The organism is Vibrio sp. 2304, from assembly GCF_033339475.1.
Taxonomy (GTDB): Bacteria; Pseudomonadota; Gammaproteobacteria; order Enterobacterales; family Vibrionaceae; genus Vibrio; species Vibrio alginolyticus.
This window is the reverse complement of sequence record NZ_JAWOUQ010000013.1, coordinates 71924-97770: the sequence shown is the minus strand read 5'-3', so window position 1 is coordinate 97770 and position 25847 is coordinate 71924. Positions and strand designations below refer to the sequence as shown.

The following is a 25847-nucleotide window of genomic DNA, read 5'->3' as shown; positions in this document are numbered from 1 at the left end:
ACAGATCAATTTTTAGAGTATAAGCATGATGCGGAGGAAGATGGCAGAGCATTGAACCAAACTATTTTGTGATGGGTAACAAAATTTATTGCATTGGATTAGCGGATGCTAAGTTTGCCTGTTTAGATATGCCGCTCAATACCTTTCAGAACCCTGTCTCTTTGAAGTATAAAGACGATGAATTGTCAACCAATCGGATCTGAATTTCAAAAAAGCAGTTGATCTTCTTTTCATCTCGCACAATAGTAAAAAAAGAAGCAATGAAATAGAACATTATGCGGGTGGCCTTTAAACAAGGTTTCTACCCGCATTATTATGAAGGACGTTAGAGTCAGTTATGGGTAAATCACTCGTTATAGTGGAGTCACCAGCCAAGGCAAAGACGATAAATAAGTACCTTGGTAAAGACTTTATTGTTAAGTCTAGTGTTGGTCATGTGCGTGATCTGCCTACGGCCGGTCAAAGCACTGGTGAGAAAAAAGCCGCAGCCATCTCAACTAAAGGGATGAGTCCGGAAGAGAAAGCGCGCGTTAAAAAAGAGAAAGACCGCAAAGCGTTGATCAAAAAGATGGGGATTAACCCATATCATGACTGGGAAGCGAATTACCAAATCCTTCCAGGCAAAGAAAAAGTTGTCAACGAACTACAAAAACTCGCCAAAGACGCAGATTGCGTTTATCTCGCAACCGATTTGGACCGCGAAGGGGAAGCAATCGCATGGCACCTTCGTGAGATCATCGGTGGCGATGAAGAGCGATACAAACGTGTAGTTTTTAACGAAATTACGAAAAACGCGATCCAACAAGCTTTCCAGACACCTGGCGAGCTGAACATGGATGGTGTAAATGCCCAACAAGCACGTCGCTTCATGGACCGTGTCGTTGGTTTTATGGTTTCACCTTTACTTTGGAAAAAAGTGGCTCGTGGTTTATCTGCTGGTCGCGTGCAGTCTGTTGCGGTGAAACTGTTAGTTGAGCGCGAGCGTGAGATTAACGCGTTTGTACCAGAAGAATTCTGGGACATTCATGCGAATACGAAAACGAAAGACAAAGCGGACTTTAAACTGCTTGTTGCTCAGAAAGACGGTTCTGCGTTTAAGCCAGTTAATGAGGCAGAAACCAAAGCAGCGATGTCTGTACTTGAGAATGCAAGTTACGAAGTATGTAAGCGTGAAGACCGCCCTACAAAGAGCAAGCCCTCAGCACCTTACATCACCTCTACGCTTCAACAGGCAGCAAGTACACGTCTGGGCTACGGCGTGAAAAAGACCATGATGCTAGCTCAGCGCCTCTATGAGGCCGGTTACATCACTTATATGCGTACTGACTCGACTAACCTAAGTGCCGAGGCTGTGGACGCTGTACGTGACTTTATTGGTTCTGAGTTTGGTGATAAGTACCTACCAGCGAAACCATTGACGTACGGTAGCAAAGAAGGAGCACAGGAAGCGCACGAAGCGATCCGTCCTTCAAATGTGGGTGTTAAGGCGGAAGACCTGCAAGGTGTCGATGCTGATGCGCACAAACTTTACGCTTTGATTTGGAATCAGTTTGTAGCGTGTCAAATGACGCCAGCAGAATACGATTCAACAACCATTAGCGTAAAAGCGGCAGAATACACGCTTAAAGCGAAAGGCCGTATCCTTAAATTTGACGGCTGGACTCGTGTACAGCGTCCAATGGGCAAAAACGAGGATACAATCCTTCCAGCGGTACAACTTGGCGATAAGCTAAGCTTAGAGTCACTTGACCCTAAACAGCACTTTACAAAGCCACCTGCGCGCTACACTGAAGCAGCACTGGTTAAAGAGCTGGAGAAACGAGGCATTGGTCGTCCGTCGACTTACGCATCGATCATTTCTACGATTCAAGATCGTGGCTACGTGAAAGTTGATCAGCGCCGTTTCTACGCTGAAAAAATGGGTGAAATTGTTACTGACCGCCTTGATGACAGCTTTAACGATTTGATGAACTACGACTTTACTGCGCGTATGGAACAGAAATTGGACCAAATCGCTGAAGGTGAAGTGAACTGGAAAGCTGTGTTAGACAACTTCTTTGCTGATTTTACTGGCGATCTTGAAAAAGCGGAGCTAGATGAGTCAGAAGGCGGTATGAAGTTAAATCACATCGTCATGACGGATATCGAGTGTCCGACGTGTAGCCGTCTAATGGGCATCCGTACTGCTTCGACAGGTGTGTTCTTAGGCTGTTCAGGTTACGCGTTACCACCAAAAGAGCGTTGTAAGACAACCATCAACTTGGGTGACGAAGAAGGTATTATTAACGTTCTAGAAGAAGACGTTGAAACCGCAGCTCTGCGCGCTAAAAAGCGTTGTCCGATCTGTGAAACAGCGATGGACGCATACCTGATTGATGACAAGCGTAAGATGCATGTTTGTGGTAATAACCCGAATTGTGAAGGCTACCTTGTTGAATACGGCGAGTTCAAAGTAAAAGGCTACGATGGTCCAGTTGTTGAATGTGACAAATGTGGCTCTGATATGGTGCTTAAGAACGGTCGCTTTGGTAAATACATGGATTGTACGAGCGAAACGTGTAAGAACACTCGTAAGATCTTGAAGAATGGCGAAGTCGCGCCCCCGAAAGAAGATCCTGTTCATTTCCCCGAGTTGCCATGTGAAAACTCAGATGCGTATTTCGTACTTCGTGATGGTGCTTCAGGTCTATTTATGGCGGCAAGCAACTTCCCGAAATCGCGCGAGACACGTGCTCCTTTGGTTGCTGAACTGGCACGTTTTGAAGAGCGTTTACCTGAGAAGTTCAAATACCTAGCGACCGCACCGCAAGAAGATCCTGATGGTCGTCCTGCAGTCGTACGCTTTAGTCGCAAAACAAAAGAGAACTACGTTCGTTCGGAAGAGAATGGCAAACCATCTGGTTGGACAGCGCTCTTTGTTGACGGTAAGTGGGAAGTCACTGATAAGCGTAAAAAAGCGAAAGCATAAAAACGTACGATCTAAGTAATGTAAAAAGGCAGCGATATCGCTGCCTTTTTTGCGTTTTGTTTTTGCGTAAAGGCCACTGTGTTGTTCGTATAGATCTTTGCTGCTTTGACTGAGTTTTGCTGACGCAAGAAGATCCCTGCATCAATATTTCGTAGTCGCTGATGTATTTTTTATGTAAAAAATATTCGTTGTAACTTTCATTTTGCATTCACATATTTGTTATACATTGGGCTAAAAAATCGGCGGTGTAGTGAATCCGTTCGTAAATTGTTTTCACAATGTAATCGTTTGCTTTTCCATGTGTGATCTAGATATCGTCTTGAGTACGCAAGAGCTGTATGGTACACAGAATGGCGTATTAAAAATTGTAATTTAGAACCCGCTTAGATAATTTATTACAAAAATTAGTGCAACTGTGTGCATTGTTTGCGTCAAAAAATAAGGAAAGAGTGGACGTTGCATACTGGAAGTGCCGTAGCTTTTTTATCCGTGTTGTAAGAGTTCACAGAAACTCAGAGACGGTTGCTAAATGTATTCGCTTGACTCCCCGAGTATGACTCATTCAAGCGAGTACCAAATCCAAGCTATAACGATATGGAGAACAACAAATGGCTGGTGTTTTGGGAATGATTCTTGCTGGCGGTGAAGGCTCTCGTTTGAGACCTTTAACGGAATCTCGCAGTAAACCTTCGGTACCGTTTGGTGGTAGTTATCGATTGATCGATTTTGCTCTAAACAATTTTGTTAATGCGGATCTGATGCGCATTTACGTCCTAACCCAATTTAAATCTCAATCTTTATTCCATCACTTAAAAAAGGGGTGGAACATCAACGGCATTACAGACCGCTTTATCGATCCTATTCCCGCTCAAATGCGTACTGGTAAACGTTGGTACGAAGGGACGGCGGACGCGATCTATCAAAACCTGCGTTTTATGGAATTAGAGGAACCAGAGCAAGTTTGTATTTTTGGCTCTGACCATATCTATAAGATGGATATCAAACAAATGCTGAACTTCCACTCAGAAAAGAAGGCTTCTCTGACGGTATCTGCATTGCGCATGCCACTAAAAGAGGCGTCGCAATTTGGGGTTATCGAAGTCGATAGTGAAGGTCGTATGATTGGCTTTGAAGAAAAACCAGCAAATCCGAAGTCGATTCCTGGTGACCCTGATTACGCTTTAGTTTCAATGGGTAACTATGTTTTTGAAGCTCAGGTACTGTTCTCAGAGTTGGTCGAAGATGCGGATAATGAAGCTTCATCACATGATTTTGGAAAGGACATCATTCCAAAGATGTTCCCTAGAGGTGATGTGTTCGTGTATGACTTCAGTACCAACAAAATCAGTGGCGAAAAAGAAGAGGTGTACTGGCGTGATGTCGGAACTATTGATGCGTACTGGCAAGCGCATATGGATCTGCTAGAAAAAGATGCTCCATTTTCGCTGTACAACCGTAAATGGCCATTGCACACCTACTACCCACCATTGCCACCTGCGACATTTACCGACTCTGATAATGGTCGTGTGCAGATAATAGATAGTTTAGTGTGTAATGGCAGCTATGTTAGAGGCTCAAGAATCGAAAAGTCGGTGCTTGGTTTTCGCAGTAATATTGCTTCTGCTTGCGATATCAGCGAATGTATACTTCTTGGTGACGTAAAAATTGGCGAAGGCTGTGTTTTACGTCGTGTGATTGTCGACAAGGATGCCGATATTGCTCCTGGTACTCAGATTGGTGTGAATCTTCAAGAAGATAAAAAACACTTCCACGTGTCTGAGGAGGGCATTGTTGTTATTCCGAAAGGAGCTCGAGTTGGCTACTAACAACTTATCTATTCTGTTTGTAGCTTCTGAGGTTGAAGGCCTCATTAAAAGTGGTGGCTTGGCAGATGTTGCCAAGGCACTACCGGAAGCCCTTCAAAACCTACAGCAAGACGTAAGAATTACCATCCCTGCGTACAGCAGTATTGATAAACTCGCAGACGCAGAAGTTGTATTAGAAACAGAATTAACATCATGGCCGCATACGGAGTATCGAGTTTTGCGGCTCATGTTAGGTCAAAATCCTGTTTACCTGATTGATTGTCCGCCGTATTTCAATCGACCATCAATGTATGCGGAGAACAACCAAGCGTATACTGATAACGGCGAGCGCTTTGCGTTTTTTAGTGCAGCATGTCTCGACATGTTACCCAAGCTCGCCTTTCAACCTAATATCATACACGCGAACGATTGGCACACAGGTCTTGTTCCATTTTTGCTCAAGCACAGGTATGGCAATGATCCGTTTTTTGCTCATACTAAAAGCGTCATTTCAATTCACAATGCGGTCTTTAAAGGCGTATTTAGTTATGAAGACGTGCAGTGTTTGCCAGAGTTTCATTGTAGAAACGTTCCCGATGCTGCGGTGAGTGCAACGCATATTACGATGCTCAAAGCTGGTGTAATGAATGCAGATAAGATAAACGCGGTCAGCCCTACGTACGCAGAGGAACTCAAAACAGAGCTTGGCAGTCATGGAATGGCTTGGGAGTTTCAGCAACGCGCGCAGGACTTAGTTGGTATTTTGAACGGTTGTGATTACAGTGCTTGGAACCCGGAAACGGATACTTACTTGCCAGTTAATTACTGCGCCGACCAGCAAAGTATGTCGCAAGGGAAGAAAGCTTGTAAAAAAGCATTACAACAACGACTAAATTTGCCCGAAAAAAATGTAGCTATGTTCGGTATGGTTTGTCGATTGACCCAGCAGAAAGGCGTTCATTACTTGTTGCCTGCTTTGGCCGATTTTTTGAAGCACGATGTTCAGCTAGTTGTCGTTGGGACCGGAGACCCTATTCTTGCCGCTCAGCTACGAGAGGTTGCCGCGCAGTTTTCTAGCAAATTTGCCTTTGTAGAAGCGTATGACAATGAACTTGCGCATATCGTTGAAGCTGGTTCTGATTTCTTCTTGATGCCTTCTGAGTTTGAACCATGTGGCTTAAACCAAATCTATAGTATGGCTTATGGGACATTACCGATAGTACGCGGTGTTGGTGGCTTAAAGGACAGCGTTAGCGATTATGATGTAAACCCATCTGAAGCAACGGGGTTTGTTTTTTTCGAACCGACACCGCAGGCATTGTTGTTAACGATGCTAAGGGCACTGTTGCTCTACGCTCAAAACGAGCCTGAAGTGAATAAAGTACAGTTGCACGCGATGCAACAAGACTTTTGTTGGCAAAAGGCCGCAGAATCTTATTTGCAGCTTTACCACTCAGCGTTAGTTTGACTTAAAACTGTAACGAAAGGCACCGAATGAGGTGCCTTTATTATCTTGAGTAAGGGGAGTGTGGTAGGATGGCTTTTTACTCAATAGCACGATCTTTTTGATACTCAATATGACCCAGCCGCTACTTTTTCATAAAACCTATTTGCACCCTACTAGTCATGAGTGGGTTGTATTTGTGCACGGTGCTGGTGGTAGCTCTTCTATCTGGTTCAAGCAAATTAAAGCTTACAAGCAACACTTTAACTTATTGCTGATCGATTTAAGAGGTCATGGAAAGTCAAATCAGTTACTTAAAGAGCTCATTGCTAGCCGTTATACCTTTACGGAAGTTACCCAAGATATTTTGAAAGTGTTGGACCATTTAAAGATCCAATCCGCTCATTTTGTCGGTATGTCGCTTGGTACAATTATTGTTCGAAACCTTGCTGAATTGTCATCAGAGCGCGTACGTTCGATGGTGCTCGGCGGTGCTGTCACAAGGCTTAACACTCGTTCTCAGATATTGGTGAAATTAGGTAATTTTTGTAAGCATATCCTACCGTACATGTGGCTCTACAAACTGTTCGCTTATATTGTTATGCCTCAAAGAAGCCAACGAGAATCTCGCCACCTTTTTATTCGCGAAGCCAAGAAGCTTTGCCAAAAAGAATTTAAACGTTGGTTTATTCTTGCCGCTGATGTAAATCCGTTAATGAAATATTTTAAAGATCGAGAGTTACCCATTCCGACTCTTTACTTAATGGGCGACAGGGATTACATGTTTATTAAACCTGTCAAAGAAATGGTTGCAGCACATAAGCTCAGCATTCTACGAGAAATCCCGAATTGTGGTCATGTATGCAATGTAGAGCGTCCAGAAGACTTCAATCAACACTCCATCGAGTTTATTAAACAGCAAGCTGTATGTGCTTAAAACTGAGTGCATCCACTGAATAGGAGAGCCGCTATAGCTCTCCTAGTTGATATCCACATTGCCAACATGCACCAAATTGCCCTTCGTTTATTTCATGACATTTTGGGCATTGCCAATCTTGATACTCATGCCTATCGGATTGTTTTCGATATGCTTTTACTATTTCTTCAGCTTTCATCTTTTGTGCCGTGTCAAAAAGCCACACATAAGGATCGGTATCATCACCAAACGGCAGTTCTCCTTTTAAGCCGAAAATACCTTCTCCGCGAACTTCACAGTAAATTTGTTCCACTTTAAGCAGCTCACATACAATGTGTGCTTCTGCTGGGTTTTTAGCGATAAATATTTTCATCAAAATACCCACTTCACCAATTACGAGTTTTGCTGACTTGGTGTCGGCCTTACTTTATTCATAACCCATTTAGTGATGATTGGAAATAGTCCCAATAGCGCAAAAGACGCTAATACTGCGGGTGAAACAATGCCCGATAGGCTTTCAATTGTTGCTAATTGAGTACCTGCATTCAGATATACGGCTGTGCCTGGCAGCATACCTATTTGGCTAGTGAGATAAAATCGACCTACAGACATCGGTGTTAAGCCCATCAGTAAGTTGATTAGAAAGAAAGGGAATACAGGGATTAGACGCAAGGAAAATAGATAAAAAGCTCCGTCTTTTTCGACACCTTGATTAATTGCGTTGAGTTTATTTCCGAATTTGTTTTGTACCCAGTCACGCAATAAGTATCGGCTGCTCAAGAAGGCCAGTGTTGCCCCCATAGTGCTAGCGAAAGAAACCAGTAGCAAGCTTGTCCAAAAACCAAATAAGGCTGCACCAAGTAAGGTGACTACTGCCGCTCCTGGGATAGAAAAAGCGGTAATTGCAATGTAGGTAAAAAAGTAAATCGCAGCCGAGAATACAAAATTCTGATCGATGTATGTAGTTAGTGCTTCTTGTTGGGCTTTTGCATTCTCTAAGGTTAAATACTGGCCAAAGTTAATACCTAAAAAGACGATAGCCGCTAGTAGGATGAGACCTAAAATCAGTTTCTTATTCATAATTTTGATTCCAATTTGGGATATATGTAATAAGACAGTAGGAAAACCGAAAAAATTTCACAAAAAAACCGCAGATTAGACTGCGGTTTTACAAGATAGTTTTTAGGCCGACTTTTATTGGAGGCCGTTCATCAACTCATCTCGGCGAGCTTGAGGTACCACACTCCAATGAGTGCCGTTGATAGCACCTTCTAGTGCCCATAGCAACTCAATGTTGACGGTTGCAGAGTGCGTATCTCTTATCGCTTTATAGGCGTTAAGCGCACCTTCCTCTTCAAGCTTCTCTACGGATTCGATGCCGGCTTTTTTTAGCATGCGCTCGGTAGCCAGTCGTAAGTTAGGCAAATCTTTCAAACGGTTAGGCTTTGTACTTGCTTGCTGTTCTTTCTCAAGCTTTGCCTTTTTCAATGATTGATTCGCTACTTCGATTAAGCGTTCGCTTGATTCCCATAAATCGCTGGAAATAGCGTAGTACTTTGTAACGACTGGGAAGCCACGTTTTTTATAAACGTAAGGCTTTAGCCCTTGTTTCTCGAAGTCAGATGAAGTTTTTTGGTCTGCTCTGATATGAAGCTGATTATTTACCACTAGTGCAAACATTGTTTCATCAGCGAATAGTCCGAAGCCACCAAACATTGAGCGCGACTTGATATTACCAAGTGCCTCAAATAGCTTCATAGAGTCTTTGAGTATCGGTTTATCCATGTTTTGTTATCTCGGTGTAATTAATATTACGCCACCAAAAGTCAGGTCCGAGAGAGTAGCAAACATGCGTAAAAACAATGTCATTACAGAGTAAAGTCATTGCTTACACACTTGCCATCGGTAACCCCGCTACCTTCCATATCGTAATATGGTTCAGGCCGGAGGCTTTGCGTCCCACTCTTTCGAATGGTTTGCCCTGTGCGTGACACAATGAGCATACTTCTTATATTGAATTAACATCACGGTTTAGCGTTAAAAGTGTGATTTCGGTTCAATAAAAATGATAGATTGAATGCTCTATTTTGCATATGGAAAGGTGCAAATTGGCCTTTGAAAAGGAGTTCTTAATATATATTACATTTATATAAAACAGGGAGTTAACGTTAGTCAATTGTTATTAGAGTGGTGTGAAGTATTAGAGAATGCTTAATTTTTCCAAAAAAATAAGCGCCCCTGTAGAGCGCTTATTTAACACGGTTAAATACAGTGAAATTTAGTTCATTTTTTTCACAGTATTTCGAATTACAAGCTCAGGTTGCATTTCGAAAATTCGTTTTTCGTGTTCTTTATCTTTGATACGCTCAAGTAGAATTTCGAATGCATTTTTACCAACACGACGTTTAGGTTGGTGGATAGTCGTTAGCGGTGGAGAGAAGTATTCCGCAAGCTCGATGTTGTCGTAGCCGATCACTGAAATATCTTCAGGAATTTTGATCCCGTTTTGTTGCAAGCGGCTCATTAGGCCTAGAGCCATTGTGTCGTTAAAACAGAATACCGCCGTCGGGCGCTTGTCCATTGCGGTAATTTTATCTGCAACTAATACGGCCGTATCACATTCAAAGTTACCTTCAAGGATCCAGTCTTCATTTACAGCTAGGTTCGCTTCGCTCATTGCGCGACGGAAACCTGCAATGCGCTCTTGGCAAGCAAGCTTTTCAAAATGACCGCTTAGACAAGCGATATCCGTATGACCATTGTCAATCAGATGTTTGGTTGCAATGTAGCCACCTTCTTCTGAGTTATCCATGATCTTGTCTGCTTGTGAGCTCTCTGGGCCCCAATCCATGACCACTTTAGGAATGTCCGCATGACGGTCAAGCATCTCTTTTAGTTCTTCGGTTAAGTCAGAACACATCACTAGGATGCCATCAACGCGCTTTTCAGCCAGCATACGAATGTAATCGCGTTGTTTTTCGTAAATCCCGCCTGTGTTACATAAAATCAGAGTATAGCCTTGGCGGTAACAGTAGCTCTCAACGCCATCAATCACTTCTGAGAAAAATAGGTTAGTTGATTGAGTTACTAACATGCCAATCGTACGAGTTGAGTTGCATTTTAGGCTGCGTGCAACGGCACTTGGCGCGTAATTCAGCTCGTCAACGGCTTTCATTACTTTTTCTTGCGTTGCTTCTGCAACGAAACGCGTTTTATTGATAACGTGCGAAACTGTCGTAGTGGAAACGCCGGCTAAGCGAGCAACGTCTTTTATCGTGGCCATAAATGGTGTCCTGTATCGAGCTACTGAAATATGTCGTATTGGATGTACCTGATGCTCTAATGGTTTCACACCTAGCAATATAAAATTGGCGCTAAGTGTCTCGGCAGCGGTTGATCCAAGTGCGACAAAAGGGTACGTAGCAGCATCGGTCGATGAATTTTATCTTTTTTCTATCTGATGAGAAATTGCCATCAACCTGTTAAGAAAACACAAAAACCGCTATATTTCAGCGGTTTACATATAAATCATATTTAATCGTTTGCGCTCACATTTTAGCCCTATGTGGACTGACTAGCAATGTTTTCAGCAAGAGATTTGTGTATTTGAAGTCACATTTTGACTGCTAAATAACCAAGCGTCTTTGCGCTAAGTTAAGGCAAACGAATATTATACCCAAGTTACTTACAATTGGTCACTTTCAGGCATACAGGAAGCCCGATAGGCAGGCTCCCTAAAAATAGGCGGCAATTATTCACCAAGAAGGTAGGCGCTGTCTAGTTTACAAAATGCAACTAATAGTTTCGCGACACTCGAGTAAAATCCAAATTCGTCGAATTTTTTACATTTGTCTGAAAACTGAGGTAACCAAGACATCAATTGCTGCTGGATAAAGTCGTTTTGTTTAACGAAGGCTTCTTCCATGTGTTTTTCTTGTTCAAGCTCGTTTGAGCGGATAATCATGTTCCCGAGAAAGTCGAGCTCAACGGCTAAGTGATCCGCAGGTTCCTTTAGGTTTTCGTCTACTTGAACGCCAAATTCAGCCATCAACTTTTCCATTTCCTCAGCTGGCTTGTCATTCAGTAAACCTGATTCACCAATGTACATGGATGCGTAAGGAAGAGCGCCGTATTTTTCTGTCTTCAAAAACAGTTCACAAAAGTCAGCTGCAAGCTCTAGTTGTGCATCTTCACGATCTTGTAACCGATTCAGCGCATCAACTAGGCTATCAACGGCTGGTTTTAGCGACTCATTTTCACCTAAACCTGCGAGAAAACTGCGAATTTCAACACTGTGATAGGCTTCCAATTCTTTCTCTGTTAGTTCTTTTGCGAACAAGCTCGAAAACCACCAGTAAATTTCAGCGCGTTTTTCATTAAAAGCTTTCACTTCTTGCATTTTGGGCTCCTGAATGATGCTTCAAGTCATGCATCACAAAGTCAATTAGGGATATCCCCTAAGTGTAATCAATTAAAATGAATAGCAGTAACTATAATTGTTATGTTTTATGGTCAAAAATGACCGTTTATTAATAGCAATGGGCAAGCTTGTTTTGAATCAATAAAAACGCTAAATCTTGCGTTTTAATGTATCTATGACTAGAAATGTTACTAGTTATGAATAGAATACGTCTTGGATAATAAGAAGACAGAAAAGTGGTGTAAATGAGCTATCACGTATTAGTCGTAGAAGATGATGTTGTAACTCGTAGTAAGCTTGCGGGATATTTCCAAAATGAGGGCTACCAAGTCAGCGAAGCAGAGAGTGGCGCAGAAATGCGTGAAGTTTTGCAAGCGGGCGATGTAGACCTGATCATGCTGGATATTAACCTGCCTGGTGAAGACGGCCTGATGCTTACTCGTGAGTTACGTAGCCAATCGGATATTGGTATCATATTAGTAACAGGACGCACGGATAGCATTGATAAAATCGTAGGCCTAGAAATGGGTGCTGACGATTATGTGACAAAACCTTTTGAACTGAGAGAGCTGTTAGTTCGCGTTAAAAACTTGCTGTGGCGTATTTCAGCAGCGCGCAGTGGCAGCTCGAAAGCGAATGAAACCAGTGAAGAGCACATTGTGCGCTTTGGGGAGTGGACATTCGACATTCAACGTCGCGCACTTAGCCGCAACGGTGAGCCAGTAAAACTAACTAAAGCAGAGTATGAACTTTTGGTGGCATTATCGTCTTACCCTAACCAGGTGTTAAGTCGTGAGCGTATTTTGAACATGATCAGCCATCGAGTGGATGCGCCGAATGACCGCACCATTGATGTTCTTATTCGACGTATGCGCGCAAAAATGGAGTTCGATCCTAAGAACCCACAGATTTTTGTAACGGTGCACGGCGAAGGCTATATGTTTGCTGGTGACTAGTTTGAACATAACTCAATCGTAAAAAGAAAAGGAGAGCTTCGGCTCTCCTTTTTTGTGGCTTCAAGATAATACTAGTTTGCTTCAACCATTGGTGTTTGGCCGACAGTATCACGCAACCTTTGCCAAATACTGCCCAAGTACTCATGCCAATAAAGCTCTGTTTGTTCTAAGTAACGCGCTTTAGGTGAGTATTTATCCCAAGGTTGACTTATCTCGCTAATAGCTAAGAAGTTGGTCGGGGCTGGGATTGGTTTAATGCCTGCTGCGTTGAACTCATACAATGCACGGCTCATGTGACTCGCAGAAGTGACTAACACAATCTCCTTTTGTTGAACGAATGCAGCCGCTTGACGCGCCTCTTCCCACGTATCTTTCGCATCTTCTAATAAAATGATATCGGATTTCGCGACTCCCAACGCAAGGGCAACGTTCGCCATCATTCGCGCGTGGCTAATTTCAGATCCGCCAGCATAGCCGGATAAGATTAATTTCGCGCCTGGATACATTCTTAAAATACGAATGCCCTCAGTTAAGCGCATTAATGCTGCACGGCTTAACTGCGAGGTGGGTGGAATTTCGTCATCGATAACATGACCATTCCCTAAAACCATCACGTAGTCGATGGTGCCAGAAACTGGCAAAAAGGCTTTATGCTCTCGCTCTAACGGCATAAGAAGCTTGGTTGAAACAGGTTGGAAGGCAACAAGAAAAATGCCAACAAAAGAGAATAGAACAACGAAGCAGCCAGTTTTACGTTTTGTAGTAAAACTAATGAGAGCAAGACCCAACAAGCCTATCAGCAGCAATGCCGGAAGGGGCATAAGCATGGCTGACACTACTTTTTTCAGCTCAAACATACATAAATAGTCCGAAAAAACATCAATTGATAATAAAAATGAGGGTATCCCTCTTTATTCCTGCTTTCCTTGTGCCAGAATAGCGGCACAATCCGTTATGATAACTCAGCAGAAGTGACAGAAGACCGCAATTTCGACGATATCGCCCACAAATTTGCAAAAAATATTTACGGCTCCGATAAAGGGGAGATCCGCCAAATCATTGTGTGGGAAGATTTTCTACAGATTCTAAGTGAATTAGATGCTGACCAGCAACCCCTAGAAGTGTTAGACGCTGGTGGTGGTTTGGCACAAATGTCGCAAAAGCTTGCTAAGCTCGGACATCGAATCGCTTTATGTGATCTATCTTCGGAAATGCTGCAGTTGGCTAAGCAGGATATTGAAAAAAACGGTTTGCTTGAGCAGTATCGCCTGATTCATTCGCCTGTCCAATCCATCGGTGAACATATGGATGGACAGGTCGATCTGGTTATGTTCCACGCTGTGATGGAGTGGCTGGTTGATCCTAAGGCCGCACTTGAAACAGTTCTTGAACAAGTAAAACCGGGAGGTATCGCATCAGTCATGTTCTACAACCACCACGGTTTAGTCTATAAAAACGTGGTTTGTGGCAACATTCCTCATATATTAGACGGCATGCCTCACCGAAAAAGATTTAAACTACAGCCGCAAAAAGGCTTAAAACCTGAAGAAGTCTACCAGTGGATAGAAAATTCAGGTTTTAATATTTGTGGCAAATCTGGTATTCGCTCATTTAGTGATTACATAGGCAATATGGAATACATGGGTGATTACGAGTTTGAAGATGTGTTGGCGCTAGAAAAACAACTTTGTCGACAAGAGCCATACCTCTCATTAGGCCGCTACATTCATGTGTGGGCTAAAAAGAACGATAAACAGGAATAACAATGAGTGAGATGACTCTCAATGCTGCAGAGCAACCAATCGATGAGCTGGTTGGCTGGGTTAAGCAGCACGATTTCTCGTTGAACCTGACCACAGAGCGATTGGCATTTTTGATAGCCATTGCCGTACTGAGTAATGAAAGGTTCGATGAAGAACTGGGTGAAGGTGAACTGCATGATGCATTTGCCATCGTCACTCGACTATTTGATGAGACCGGCGAAGCCTCCGCTTTTCGTGCGAACAATGCGATCAACGAGATGGTTAAGCAGCGTCTTATGAGCCGTTTTGTCAGTGAGATTACTGACGGAGCGAGCATTTACCGCTTGTCGCCATTAGCGATAGGAATAACCGACTACTACGTGCGTCACCGTGAGTTCTCGAAACTGCGTCTTTCTATCCAGCTATCCATGGTAGCGGATGAAATGGCGAAAGCGATTGAGGCAGCACAAAAAGGTGGCACACCGGGTCACTGGAAGAAAAACGTATACGGTGTTTTAAAATATTCTGTAGGCGAAATTTTCGATCAAATTGACCTCAACCAACGTGTTATGGATGAGCAGCAACAGTCAGTGAAGCAACAGATTGCTGACCTGCTTAACAAAGACTGGCGCGAAGCGATCAACAACTGTGAAGCACTTCTGTCAGAAACATCAAGCACGTTGCGTGAACTTCAAGATACGCTGCAAGCCGCCAGTGATGAACTGCAAACTCAGATCCTCGATATTCAAGAAATTGTTTACGGTGACCCTGAGCTGGAGTTTATCGAAGAAGCCTTGTTTGGTCTGCAAATGAAACTAGACCGAATCACAAGCTGGGGCCAGCAAGCTATCGACCTTTGGATTGGTTATGACCGACACGTGCACAAGTTTATTCGTACTGCAATCGATATGGATAAGAACCGTGCGTTTAGCTCGCGTCTGCGTCAATCCGTCAAAGATTACTTCGATGCGCCTTGGTATCTGACTTATGCAGATGCGGAGAGGCTTTCTGACCTTCGTGATGAGGCCCTAGTACTGCGTGATGACGAGGTCACGGGTCAAGTTCCGATGGAAGTAGAATACGAAGAGTTTCAACAAGTCAATGATGAGCTGTCTGAACGAATTGGTGACATGCTAAAAGCGCATAAAGATCAAGGCACACCAATCGATTTGAGTGTGGTACTGCGAGATTACCTTGCACAGCACCCTTACACTCATCATTTTGATTTAGCTCGCATTATCGTCGATCAAGCTGTACGTCTAGGGTATTCAGAATCGGATTACCAAGCGATTCAACCAGACTGGAAAGCAATCAACGAATTTGGGGCAAAGGTACAAGCGAATGTCATCGACCGATACTAATGAATACATGTCAGAGAATCTGGCAAAAGCAATTTCTAACCCTCTGTTCCCAGCGCTAGACAGCATGCTTCGAGCAGGGCGTCATATCTCAAGTGAAGATCTAGACAACCACGCGTTGTTGTCGGATTTCGAACTTGAGCTTTCTTCTTTCTACCAACGCTACAACACCGAATTGGTGAAAGCGCCAGAAGGTTTCTTCTACCTTCGTCCACGTTCAACATCTCTGATTGGCCGTAGTGTTCTTTCTGAACTGGATATGCTGGTGGGTAAGGTACTGTGTTTCCTTTACCTAAGCCCAGAGCGTCTTGCGCACGAAGGCATCTTCACTAACCAAGAGCTGTACGACGAACTGCTTGCTCTAGCAGATGAAAATAAGCTGATGAAGCTAGTGACGAACCGTGCTACCGGTTCTGACCTTGATAAAGAAAAGCTGTTTGAAAAAGTACGTACGTCACTTCGTCGTCTGCGTCGCCTAGGCATGATCATCAACATCGGTGAAACCGGTAAATTCAGCATCAGTGAAGCGGTATTCCGCTTTGGTGCCGATGTACGTATTGGCGATGACATGCGTGAAGCGCAGCTGCGTCTGATCCGTGATGGTGAAGCAGTAGTGCACACCAAAGAGCCAAGCCAAGGCAGCTTATTGTCTGAAGAAGATCAAGACGACCAAGCCCAAGAAGAAACAACAGAAGAGGGTGAAGCATGAGCATGATTGAACGCGGTAAATACCAATCGCTGACCATGGTCAACTGGAACGGCTTCTTTGCCCGTACGTTTGACATCGATGGTCTGGTCACCACGCTATCAGGTGGTAACGGTGCAGGTAAATCAACCACAATGGCGGCGTTCATCACCGCATTGATTCCTGACCAAACGCTACTGCACTTCCGTAACACGACAGAAGCGGGCAGCAGCCAATCGTCTCGCGACAAAGGTTTGTACGGTAAGCTACAGCCGGGCGCATGTTATGCGGCGCTAGACGTGGTGAACTCACGTAACCAACGCCTATTGTTTGCAGTAAAACTACAGCAAGTTGCGGGTCGTGATAAGAAAGTAGACATCAAACCGTTTGTGATCCAAGGTCTTCCAAGCCATGTGAAACCAACGGATATCTTGGTTGAAAGCGTATCTGCGACTCAAGCTCGTGTACGTCAAATCAATGAAGTAAAAGAATCAATCGCAGAATTTGAAGGCGTTCAATTCAAAGCGTTCTCTTCTATCGTGGATTACCACTCGCAGATGTTCGAATTCGGTGTGATTCCGAAGAAACTGCGTAACTCTGGTGACCGTTCTAAATTCTACCGCCTGATCGAAGCATCGCTTTACGGTGGTATCTCAAGTGCGATTACCCGTTCGCTACGTGACTACCTTCTGCCACAAAACGGCGGCGTGAAGAAAGCGTTCCAAGATATGGAATCGGCGCTGCGTGAAAACCGCATGACGCTAGAAGCGATCAAAACCACGCAAGCAGACCGTGACTTGTTCAAACATTTGATTACAGAGTCGACCAACTACGTGGCAGCGGACTATATGCGCCATGCTAACGAGCGTCGTAAAAAACTAGAACAGACATTGTCTTTGCGTTCAGAGTTATTTGGTTCTCGCGAGACCTTGATTGAGCAAAACAATCTGCTTAACCGCGTTCAAGAAGAGCTGGAACTGCTGATCGAGTCAGAATCTTCTTTAGAGCAAGACTACCAAGCGGCTTCTGATCACTTGCAACTGGTGCAAAACGCGCTGCGTCAGCAAGAGAAGATCGAACGCTACCAAGAAGATCTTGAAGAGCTGAGCGAGCGTCTTGAAGAACAAATGATGGTAGTCGAAGAAGCGCAAGAACGCGTGATGATGGCTGAAGAGCAAGCTACCGTTGCAGAAGAAGAGGTGGATAGCCTTAAGACGCAACTTGCTGATTACCAGCAAGCTCTTGACGTTCAGCAAACTCGCGCCCTTCAATATCAACAAGCAGTTCAAGCGCTGGAGAAAGCGAAGCAGCTACTTGGCGATGACAGCCTAACGGCAGAATCGGCACAAGCGCTTGTCTCTGAGCTTAAGAGCAAAGAATCAGAAAACACCAATGCGTTGCTATCGGTTAAGCACAAACTGGACATGTCTTCTGCAGCGGCAGAGCAGTTTGAAACCGCGCTTAAACTGGTACAAAGCATCGTTGGTCAAGTTGAGCGCAAAGACGCGTCTGAACATGCGAAAACTGCAATCGCGAAAGCGCGTGAGTCACAACAAATCGCGCAAAACGAACAGCAATGGCGAGCACAACACCGTGATCTCGAACGCAGCCTTAACCAGCAGCGTCAAGCACGTGAACTGGTTGCTGAATACAAAAAGCAATATCACGTTGAACTAACCGATGAGGTTACATTTGAACAAGAACGTGAACGTCATGCGACGCAAATCGAATCACTAGAGATAGCTCAAGAAGAAGTTCGTGATCAGCGTGGTGAACAGCGCCGTCTAGAGCAAAACGCGGCGGCAGAAATCAGTAAGCTTGAAGCAATAGCACCAGCTTGGATTGCGGCGAACGATGCGCTAGAGAAACTGAGAGAGCAGAGCGGTGAAGAGCTTGAGGATCGCCATGCGGTAATGAACCACATGCAAGTTGTCCTTGAACAAGAAAGGGAGCTGTCTTTAGCTAAAGATAAGCTTGCTGAGCGCCGTAGCCAGCTAGACGCTGAGATTGAGCGCCTAGCTTCTCCTGGTGGTTCAAACGACCCTCGCCTGAAAGGTTTGGCAGATACGCTGGGCGGTGTATTGCTGTCTGAGATCTACGATGACATCACGATTGATGACGCGCCTTACTTCAGTGCGATGTACGGTCCGGCTCGTCACGCTATCGTTGTTTCTGACTTGTCAGGCATCGAAGAAAAACTGGTAGAGCTAGACGACTGTCCAGAAGACTTGTACATCATTGAAGGTGACATCGATGCCTTTGATGACAGCTCGTTCGATGCAGAAGAGTTAGAGGGCGCGGTTTGCGTTCGTATGAACGATCGCCAAATGCGTTACTCTCGCTTGCCTGAAATCCCACTGTTTGGCCGTGCGGCACGTGAGCAGCGTCTAGAGTTGCTGCGTAACGAACGAGAAGAAGTGGTAGAGAAACACGCGAAAGCGGCGTTTGATTCTCAGAAAATGCAGCGCTTGTACCAAGCGTTTAACCTATTTGTGTCTAACCACATTCAGGTTGCTTTTGACGCCGATCCAGAACAAGCACTGGCAACTATTCGTGATAAGCGTAACCAAATTGCTCGCGTGTTGGCGGATCTGGATGCGAAAGAGCAACAACAACGTTCTCAGCTTCAAACCAGCAAGCAAGCGTTGTCTTCTCTGGACAAGCTAGCGTCACACATGGTGCTTGTTGAAGATGAGTCATTGCAAGCGCGTTTTGATGAGCTAGAAGAGAAAATCGCTCAGCTTGCAGAGGCAAAAAACTTCTTAAACAACCATGCAAAAGCCGTCACGCAATTAGAGAATATTGCGTCTGCGCTTGATGCTGACCCAGAGCAATTCGATGCACTAGAAGCAGAATACAAAGCGGCAGACGAGCGGCTACAAGATCTTAAGAAGCAAATCTTTGCACTCTCAGATCTCGTTGAACGTCGTCACTACTTCGCTTACTCAGATTCAGTAGACCTACTGAACAAGAGCAGCGAACTGAGCGAGCAGCTAAAAGCTAAACTGGTTCAAGCTGAACAAATGCGTACTCGCTCTCGTGAAGAGTTGAAGCAATCGCAAGGTCAAATGAACCAATACAACCAAGTATTGGCATCATTGAAGAGTTCACACCAAGCGAAACTGGAAACGGTTCAAGAGTTCAAACAAGAACTTCAAGAGTTTGGCGTGAACGCTGACGAAGGTGCGGAAGAGCGCGCAATGCGTCGTCGTGACGAACTGCACGAGCGTCTACACTCGTCTCGCAGCCGTAAGAGCGAATACGAGCGCACGATCACCTCTACTGAACTAGAGATGAAAGGCTTGGCAAAACGTCTGAAGAAAGTTCAGAAAGAATACGTTGAGCTGCGTACGTTCGTGGTTGCTGCGAAAGCTGGCTGGTGTTCAGTACTTCGTCTGGCGCGTGAGAATGATGTTGAGCGTCGTCTACACAAGCGTGAACTGGCTTACATGTCAGCGGATGAACTGCGTTCGATGTCGGATAAATCACTGGGTGCGCTGCGTCTAGCGGTTGCGAACAATGACGACCTGCGTGATGCGCTGCGTCTATCAGAAGATAATGCACGTCCAGAGCGTAAAGTTCTGTTCTATATTGCTGTATACCAACACCTTCGTGAGCGTATTCGTCAGGATATCATCCGTACTGATGACCCAGTTGAAGCAATCGAAGAGATGGAAGTCGAGCTGGCGCGTCTAACGGAAGAGCTAACGCAACGTGAAAACCGTCTAGCGATCAGCTCTGAGTCGGTAGCGAGCATCATCAAGAAGACGATTCAGCGTGAGCAAAACCGTATTCGTATGCTGAACCAAGGCCTGTCGAACATTTCGTTTGGTCAGGTGAAGGGCGTACGTCTAAACGTGAAGATCCGCGAAAGTCACGAAGTGCTACTGAACGGCCTAGCGACACAACAAGAGCAGCATAAAGATCTGTTTGAATCGACTCGCTTTACCTTCTCTGAAGCAATGGCGAAGCTGTTCCAACGCGTGAACCCACACATCGATATGGGTCAACGTTCTCCTCAGGTTCTGGGTGAAGAGCTACTGGATTACCGTAACTACCTAGAGCTAAGTGTAGAAGTGAACCGTGGTACAGATGGTTGGCTACAGGCTGAGTCTGGCGCGCTATCAACAGGTGAGGCGATCGGTACTGGTCAGTCAATCCTACTGATGGTTGTTCAAAGCTGGGAAGAAGAATCACGCCGCCTGCGCAGTAAAGACATTGTGCCTTGTCGTCTGCTCTTCTTGGATGAAGCCGCGCGTCTGGATGCGAAATCGATCGCAACATTGTTCGAATTGTGTGACCGTCTGGATATGCAGCTTCTTATCGCGGCACCAGAAAACATCAGCCCAGAGAAAGGTACGACCTACAAACTGGTGCGTAAGGTATTTAAAGACCACGAGCACGTACACGTAGTTGGTCTGCGTGGTTTTGGTCAAACGGATAAGCCTAAGACTGAAGCGCAAGAGATGATTGAAGAGTTTGAATCGTAAACTCCGAATCTAATAAAACGCCCGCAATGAACGCGGGCGTTTTTGTATCTATTTACGAGGTAGGCTTCGAACAACATAAGACAAGCCGAGACTGTAGGACGGCAGTCTCGGCTTATTAGCGGAACTTCACGAGGAAGCGACGTTTATTCCTCTGGAATATCGTCCCTGACTTCGATCATTTCAGCAAGCTCTTCGAGTGCTTGGACAGAAAGCTCAGACAAGCGTTGTAGGTGTTGGTCTAAGCTCTCTTGTTCTTCAAGCTCTGGTTCATCATTATTTGTTTCTTTTATTAGCATTTCCCAACCTCTCAAGTTGAGTAAGGGGAGCTCTCATCATACTCAAAAGGCAAAGTAGAAAAGAAACGATCTATGTTGATTTTGTTAGCTCGATCATTGATTCAACTTATATATGAGAAGGATGTGTTTAATAAGGAGAGTAAGTGCAAGGTTTTTGGATGCGGGAACAAAAACGCCAGTAATCATGACAATTACTGGCGAGTAATAACGAACATTATGTCGGAGGGTTAGAACAACGGCTTCACACCGAACTGCTCTGCCGCGTAAGCGACGCGTTCAATCGGTTTTGGATACTCAGCAGGTGTGCCAAGGCTCTCTATGTGTTTCAAACGAGGAAGTAAGCCTGCACCATTAGCGATTTGGATTGCCAGACCAGGGCGAGCGTTAAGCTCTAAAACCATAGGTCCTTCATCTTTATCCAGCACCATATCCGTACCCATGTATCCCAAACCTGTCATTTCCCAGGCACTTGACGCAAGCTCCAGCAAGCGCTCCCAATGCGGTACTTGAAGGGTCGAAAGGTCTTTACCTGTATCAGGGTGATGAGTCACTGGATGATCGAACTGCACCGCTCTGACGGCTTTACCTGTCGCGATGTCAATGCCTACTCCTACCGCACCTTGGTGAAGGTTTGCTTTGCCGTCGGAAGCCGCTGTAGAGCAGCGCATCATCGCCATAACTGGATAACCTTTAAATACGATGATCCGAACATCTGGTACGCCTTCATAACTGAAGCCATCAAAACAGTCATCAAACTTGATTAAGTTTTCAACCACAGCAACGTCATTTTTACCACCAAGAGAGAAAAGGCCAGCAAGCGCATTACTAATGTGACGCTCGACCTCATCCCTACCAATTGTAGAGCCGGAGGGTTTGGTATATACCCCGTTTTTATGAGACGTAACAACCAGAATGCCTTTACCGCCACTACCTTGTGCAGGTTTGATCACAAAACCAGGCCAGTTCTCAACCATTTTGTGGATAGTCTTAACTTCAGCTTGGTTATGAATGACACCGATCAGGGCAGGAACTGTTGCTCCTGCTGCCTGTGCAATAATTTTGGTCTTTAGCTTGTCATCGACAAGTGGGTATTTAGAACGATCATTGTAACGGCCAATATAGCTGTGGTTACGCTTGTTCATCCCCATAATGCCTTTATGGCGAAGCTTAGACGGCGAAGTAAAACTTTCGAACATCGTTTAGTCCTCCGCTAGTGGTTTGAAGCGTCGTAGCTCAGTGAGGCGGTAACCTGTGTAAGTACCTAGTAATAGAATACCGGCCAGAACAATCAACTGTAGACCAATGAAGTTAAAGGTTAAGTGTTGAATGTATGAGTTCGTCATTGCAAGGTAAACTAATACCGCTGTCAGCAATGAACCACCACCTTGCAGAGCAACTTCCTTCGCACCTTCTTCTTCCCATAGGATTGACATACGTTCAATCGTCCAAGACAAGATGATCATAGGGAAGAAGGTAATTGTTAGGCCTTCCGTTAAGCCCATCTTAAACGCAACAACGGTGAACACCGAGATGATCATGATAACGGTAATAATGACCGCAGATATCCTTGCTACCAGCAATAAGTTCAACCTAGACAAATAGCTTCGAATAATCAGGCCTGTACCTACAATTAGCAAGAAACCGACAATACCCGTTAATAGTTGAGTTTGAACAAAAGCAACGGCAATCAACACAGGCATGAAGGTACCGGATGTTTTCAGGCCGATAATCACACGCAAGAACACAACGATCAGAGCACCGATAGGGATGAGCATAATGGTTTTGAACATCGCTTGCTCTTCCAAAGGTAAGCTATGAATTGAAATATTCAGTAATCCATCTGCTTCTATTTTGTTGTTTGTAGCTTGTTGTGGTGTCATTTCTTGCTTAATCATCGAGAAATGCACTTGGCTATTTTTACCACCAACAAGGTCAAGTAAGGATACGTTTGATTCATCCCACACTAACAAGTTGGGTTTCACTGCTTTTTGTTCGGATTTTGGCGAAAACAGTACCCAATCTTTACCTGACCAAACCTGAACCATTGGTTGAATTGTTTGGCGTCGACGACCATCTTCTAGTTCGATAACACCGACGGTTTTGCTCTGTATACCTGCGGTAAGCAAAATGTTATGCAGTGCGTCAGTACGGCTGAAATCGTTCAGTAGTAGCGACGAGTTTTGGCTATCAGGGTCATTAAGCGCTTTGATAAGCTCACGAGTAAACGTCACATTATCGGCTGAGCGACTCATCGCACGTTCGATAAGGGCATTTGCCGCTGCTGCTTGTGGTGCTGAAAGCGTTGGTGGCGTAATGTCTTCCGTTGGCGGTAAAGGAGTGACTTTAGCCTGAGGGTCTACTAAGAACTGAGCTTTGTAGTATATGGTTTGTGGCCCTTGAGCTTGGCGAATTGACCATTCTGCACGACGGCCTGAATCGTCATTGATGTAGGAAACGCCATAACCTGATGAGGAAGCAGATTCACCGATAAGTGTGTAACCACTTTGTGTATGAGGTGCTGCAAGTGACGCTTTTACTTCGTTGCCGCTAGCATTGAACTCAATACGAGCTTCTACATCCCACACCTGGCGAGTTTCGCCTGGCGTCCAAGGCACGCCGTAGTTTTCATGTCTGAAAACACTCAGAGCAATGCCCGCAATCACCAATAAGATGATAGAAAGGTAAAACGGTATTTTTGACGTCATAATCTACCTTATTATTTTTTATCTTCGTCCGTTTGGATATAGGTACGACTTACATCGACAAGTGCTATGTCGCGCATAAATTCTCTACCCAGTAAAATAGGATGGTTCATATGTGAGCGATCTGCCAACGTAAATTGCGCTTTTTCATGAATTTTTCCAACGCGCACCCAAAGTTCTACCACAGCGCGGCGTTCTAACTCTTCACTGGTAACCTGGCGGATTTTGACGTAGCGAATGACAGGAGCTTCGATCCAAGTACTTTTCTCTTCTTCGGATTTACTGGTGTCTGCTAAGTGGAATCGGACCCATTTTTTGCCATTTCTTTCGAACTCTTCAATATCAACGGCATTTAAAGACGACGTCGCGGCACCAGTGTCGATACGTGCATCAAAAGTTTGCTTAATCGACTCTACAGTGACCTTTTCGATAGAGCCAAGGACAATATCGTGAGTTGGGGTTGGTTCCACAGGAGCGGGAGATTGGACAATAATCGGCTCTTTCGGTTTTTTTACTTCTGCCATTGCTTCATCGCGAAATGTAAGAAGTTCAACCTGTAGTTTATCGACTTGTTCTTCAAGGCTGTCGATATAGTCCGATTGGTTGCTGAGCTGTAGCTCTAGGTTGGTAATGCGATTATTGACATTCGCTTCTGAATTTTGAATCGCCGCTAACGTTTCTTGGTGGTACTGTTCGCCTTTGGTTAGTGAGCATCCAGATAGTAAGGCGATGGCAACAATCGGGGTCAATCGTAATAACATTGAAAACCTTGGGATTGGATTAAGTTGTTTATTTTTTAGGAGTTTAGCTTATATCGATAAAGCCTCACAAGTAAGAATGTTTCTCTATTACTTATTGTTTGAGGAATAGTGATGAAAAGCCAAAAATCAAGGACATAAAAGCGCATCCTTATTTAGAGCGTGCTTATATTTTGACGTGAAAAATGGATTCAAAAAACAAACTCGCTCATTACGAGGAAAGAGGGTAATGTCTTAACTCGTAAAATGAGTTAAGACAATGTCAGGAATCTCAGCGAATTATGATTTGCGAGCGACAAGAACCGCGCGGCGAGGGGCAGGATAGCCTTCTACAGTTTTGCTTGGGTCGTTCGGATCTAAGTAGTCAGGTAGAGAGTTATGCGTCATCCAATCTGTGGTACGTTGTTCGTCTACGGACGTGATGTTTTCATCAACGATACGAACATCTTCAAAACCGACCAATTCTAGCCACACTTTTAGGGCTTTTGCTGAAGGGAAGAAATAGACATTACGCATTTGCGCGTAACGAGAAGTCGGGACCAGTACTGCATTCTCATCACCTTCAATCACGAGTGTTTCCAATACGAGTTCACCTCCAGATACCAATTGATCTTTTAGTTGCACTAAATGATCGAGAGGCGAGCGGCGATGGTAAAGCACGCCCATGCTGAATACCGTATCGAACGCTTCCAACTTAGGTAGTTGTTCAATGCCCAATGGCAGTAGGTGTGCACGTTGGTCATCGCCCATTAGTTTACGAATTGCTTCGAACTGAATCAGGAACAGGTGAGATGGATCGATACCGACAGTTAAGCGTGCACCTTCGCCTAGCATGCGCCACATGTGGTAGCCGTTACCACAACCTACATCGAGTACGCTGCGATTCTTTAATGGAGAAATATGTGGAAGCACGCGGTCCCATTTCCAATCACTGCGCCACTCAGTATCAATATGGATGCCGTGTACGTGGTATGGGCCTTTGCGCCAAGGATGGAATGTACGAAGTAAGCTTTCTAGCTTTTTAAGTTCCCCTTGAGGCATCGGCTCATTGTTTGAAATCGTGACAGAATCAACAATGTCGATGTTGTCCGGTCTACCCGCTGGGATTTTGTTCAGGGCTTTCAACCAGCGACCAAAGTCACCGTGCTCTGCATTTTGCCAATCCGTTAGCTGCTGTGGAAGCACATTAAGCCAAGGTTGAAGACGGGTGTCTTGGGCAATCAATTGGTAGAAATTTGCAAAGTTAAACATAGTTAGTTAATCGCTGAGTTGATGGGTATAAATTATTAACAAAAGCCGAAATCGGT

Annotated in this window: 20 protein-coding genes and 1 riboswitch; of the genes, 9 read left to right on the top strand and 11 right to left on the bottom strand. The window is 44.6% G+C overall.

The window, feature by feature from the left end:
- Nucleotides 1-337 precede the first annotated feature (337 nt).
- The 4 genes from topA to R7P64_RS20535 all read left to right on the top strand — a co-directional run bounded on the left by topA (nt 338) and on the right by R7P64_RS20535 (nt 7154).
- Entirely contained in the window at nt 338-2968 is a 2631-nt protein-coding gene (gene topA, locus R7P64_RS20550) for a type I DNA topoisomerase (protein WP_318123915.1), read from the top strand.
- A 608-nt stretch (nt 2969-3576) separates the two neighbouring features.
- On the top strand, nt 3577-4794 hold the full coding sequence (glgC, locus tag R7P64_RS20545) for a glucose-1-phosphate adenylyltransferase (protein ID WP_005378352.1): 1218 nt from the start codon (nt 3577-3579) through the stop codon (nt 4792-4794).
- Nucleotides 4784-6241: a glycogen synthase GlgA gene (gene glgA, locus R7P64_RS20540; protein WP_033905051.1), complete on the top strand. Its 1458-nt coding sequence runs from the start codon at nt 4784-4786 to the stop codon at nt 6239-6241. The genes glgC and glgA overlap by 11 nt, the downstream gene beginning before the upstream one ends.
- 109 nt (nt 6242-6350) lie before the next feature.
- Nucleotides 6351-7154, top strand: a complete 804-nt coding sequence (locus R7P64_RS20535; RefSeq protein WP_005387891.1) for an alpha/beta fold hydrolase — start codon at nt 6351-6353, stop codon at nt 7152-7154.
- A gap of 31 nt (nt 7155-7185) precedes the next feature.
- Here the strand turns inward: R7P64_RS20535 and R7P64_RS20530 are convergent, their stop codons facing one another.
- The 5 genes from R7P64_RS20530 to torD form a co-directional block, all read right to left on the bottom strand.
- On the bottom strand, nt 7186-7506 hold the full coding sequence (locus tag R7P64_RS20530) for a DUF2007 domain-containing protein (protein WP_017820033.1): 321 nt from the start codon (nt 7504-7506) through the stop codon (nt 7186-7188).
- A 20-nt stretch (nt 7507-7526) separates the two neighbouring features.
- Nucleotides 7527-8213, bottom strand: a complete 687-nt coding sequence (locus R7P64_RS20525; protein ID WP_005378366.1) for a TVP38/TMEM64 family protein — start codon at nt 8211-8213, stop codon at nt 7527-7529.
- Nucleotides 8214-8327: 114 nt separating this feature from the next.
- A complete protein-coding gene (locus R7P64_RS20520; protein WP_005378367.1) occupies nt 8328-8918 on the bottom strand; it encodes a TfoX/Sxy family DNA transformation protein in 591 nt (196 codons plus the stop codon).
- 116 nt (nt 8919-9034) lie between these two features.
- A riboswitch (cyclic di-GMP riboswitch) is annotated at nt 9035-9124 on the bottom strand.
- Between the two features lie 287 nt (nt 9125-9411).
- Nucleotides 9412-10416 (bottom strand): HTH-type transcriptional repressor PurR, encoded by a 1005-nt coding sequence (purR, locus tag R7P64_RS20515; protein WP_005378368.1) that lies wholly within the window; start codon nt 10414-10416, stop codon nt 9412-9414.
- Nucleotides 10417-10884: 468 nt separating this feature from the next.
- Complete coding sequence (gene torD, locus R7P64_RS20510; RefSeq protein ID WP_005378369.1) at nt 10885-11532, bottom strand: molecular chaperone TorD; 648 nt, start codon at nt 11530-11532, stop codon at nt 10885-10887.
- 266 nt (nt 11533-11798) lie between these two features.
- Between torD and torR the strand changes: the two genes are divergently transcribed.
- On the top strand, nt 11799-12509 hold the full coding sequence (gene torR / locus R7P64_RS20505) for a two-component system response regulator TorR (RefSeq protein ID WP_005378370.1): 711 nt from the start codon (nt 11799-11801) through the stop codon (nt 12507-12509).
- A 71-nt stretch (nt 12510-12580) separates the two neighbouring features.
- Here torR and elyC read toward each other — a convergent pair whose 3' ends face one another.
- A complete protein-coding gene (gene elyC, locus R7P64_RS20500) occupies nt 12581-13366 on the bottom strand; it encodes an envelope biogenesis factor ElyC (protein WP_005387893.1) in 786 nt (261 codons plus the stop codon).
- A gap of 114 nt (nt 13367-13480) precedes the next feature.
- On the opposite strand from elyC, the gene cmoM reads away from it, so the two are divergent.
- From cmoM to mukB, 4 genes are read left to right on the top strand one after another with little or no spacing between them, the layout of a single operon-like run.
- Nucleotides 13481-14272, top strand: coding sequence for a tRNA uridine 5-oxyacetic acid(34) methyltransferase CmoM (gene cmoM / locus R7P64_RS20495; protein WP_025766915.1), 792 nt, complete (start codon nt 13481-13483; stop codon nt 14270-14272).
- A gap of 2 nt (nt 14273-14274) precedes the next feature.
- Nucleotides 14275-15612, top strand: coding sequence for a chromosome partition protein MukF (mukF, locus tag R7P64_RS20490; RefSeq protein WP_017634722.1), 1338 nt, complete (start codon nt 14275-14277; stop codon nt 15610-15612).
- Nucleotides 15593-16318: a chromosome partition protein MukE gene (gene mukE / locus R7P64_RS20485; protein ID WP_005378379.1), complete on the top strand. Its 726-nt coding sequence runs from the start codon at nt 15593-15595 to the stop codon at nt 16316-16318. The genes mukF and mukE overlap by 20 nt, the downstream gene beginning before the upstream one ends.
- Before the next feature lie 2 nt (nt 16319-16320).
- Entirely contained in the window at nt 16321-20784 is a 4464-nt protein-coding gene (gene mukB / locus R7P64_RS20480) for a chromosome partition protein MukB (RefSeq protein ID WP_213960444.1), read from the top strand.
- A gap of 143 nt (nt 20785-20927) precedes the next feature.
- Here mukB and R7P64_RS20475 read toward each other — a convergent pair whose 3' ends face one another.
- The 5 genes from R7P64_RS20475 to cmoB form a co-directional block, all read right to left on the bottom strand.
- Nucleotides 20928-21080, bottom strand: coding sequence for a hypothetical protein (locus R7P64_RS20475; RefSeq protein ID WP_005378381.1), 153 nt, complete (start codon nt 21078-21080; stop codon nt 20928-20930).
- A gap of 227 nt (nt 21081-21307) precedes the next feature.
- Complete coding sequence (locus tag R7P64_RS20470) at nt 21308-22276, bottom strand: alpha-L-glutamate ligase-like protein (RefSeq protein WP_005378387.1); 969 nt, start codon at nt 22274-22276, stop codon at nt 21308-21310.
- Between the two features lie 3 nt (nt 22277-22279).
- Nucleotides 22280-23785: an inactive transglutaminase family protein gene (locus R7P64_RS20465; protein ID WP_318123913.1), complete on the bottom strand. Its 1506-nt coding sequence runs from the start codon at nt 23783-23785 to the stop codon at nt 22280-22282.
- 11 nt (nt 23786-23796) lie between these two features.
- The gene (locus R7P64_RS20460) at nt 23797-24543 is read right to left on the bottom strand and encodes an ATP-dependent zinc protease (RefSeq protein ID WP_005378391.1); all 747 of its coding nucleotides are present in this window, start codon (nt 24541-24543) and stop codon (nt 23797-23799) included.
- 276 nt (nt 24544-24819) lie between these two features.
- Nucleotides 24820-25791, bottom strand: a complete 972-nt coding sequence (gene cmoB, locus R7P64_RS20455; protein ID WP_005387902.1) for a tRNA 5-methoxyuridine(34)/uridine 5-oxyacetic acid(34) synthase CmoB — start codon at nt 25789-25791, stop codon at nt 24820-24822.
- Nucleotides 25792-25847 lie beyond the last annotated feature (56 nt).

Coding starts and splice junctions, on each gene's coding strand:
- topA (WP_318123915.1), top strand. CDS start 338: ATGGGTAAATCACTCGTTATAGTGGAGTCACCAGCCAAGGCAAAGACG.
- glgC (WP_005378352.1), top strand. CDS start 3,577: ATGGCTGGTGTTTTGGGAATGATTCTTGCTGGCGGTGAAGGCTCTCGT.
- R7P64_RS20535 (WP_005387891.1), top strand. CDS start 6,351: ATGACCCAGCCGCTACTTTTTCATAAAACCTATTTGCACCCTACTAGT.
- R7P64_RS20530 (WP_017820033.1), bottom strand. CDS start 7,506: ATGAAAATATTTATCGCTAAAAACCCAGCAGAAGCACACATTGTATGT.
- R7P64_RS20525 (WP_005378366.1), bottom strand. CDS start 8,213: ATGAATAAGAAACTGATTTTAGGTCTCATCCTACTAGCGGCTATCGTC.
- R7P64_RS20520 (WP_005378367.1), bottom strand. CDS start 8,918: ATGGATAAACCGATACTCAAAGACTCTATGAAGCTATTTGAGGCACTT.
- purR (WP_005378368.1), bottom strand. CDS start 10,416: ATGGCCACGATAAAAGACGTTGCTCGCTTAGCCGGCGTTTCCACTACG.
- torD (WP_005378369.1), bottom strand. CDS start 11,532: ATGCAAGAAGTGAAAGCTTTTAATGAAAAACGCGCTGAAATTTACTGG.
- torR (WP_005378370.1), top strand. CDS start 11,799: ATGAGCTATCACGTATTAGTCGTAGAAGATGATGTTGTAACTCGTAGT.
- elyC (WP_005387893.1), bottom strand. CDS start 13,366: ATGTTTGAGCTGAAAAAAGTAGTGTCAGCCATGCTTATGCCCCTTCCG.
- mukF (WP_017634722.1), top strand. CDS start 14,275: ATGAGTGAGATGACTCTCAATGCTGCAGAGCAACCAATCGATGAGCTG.
- mukE (WP_005378379.1), top strand. CDS start 15,593: ATGTCATCGACCGATACTAATGAATACATGTCAGAGAATCTGGCAAAA.
- mukB (WP_213960444.1), top strand. CDS start 16,321: ATGATTGAACGCGGTAAATACCAATCGCTGACCATGGTCAACTGGAAC.
- R7P64_RS20475 (WP_005378381.1), bottom strand. CDS start 21,080: ATGCTAATAAAAGAAACAAATAATGATGAACCAGAGCTTGAAGAACAA.
- R7P64_RS20470 (WP_005378387.1), bottom strand. CDS start 22,276: ATGTTCGAAAGTTTTACTTCGCCGTCTAAGCTTCGCCATAAAGGCATT.
- R7P64_RS20465 (WP_318123913.1), bottom strand. CDS start 23,785: ATGACGTCAAAAATACCGTTTTACCTTTCTATCATCTTATTGGTGATT.
- R7P64_RS20460 (WP_005378391.1), bottom strand. CDS start 24,543: ATGTTATTACGATTGACCCCGATTGTTGCCATCGCCTTACTATCTGGA.
- cmoB (WP_005387902.1), bottom strand. CDS start 25,791: ATGTTTAACTTTGCAAATTTCTACCAATTGATTGCCCAAGACACCCGT.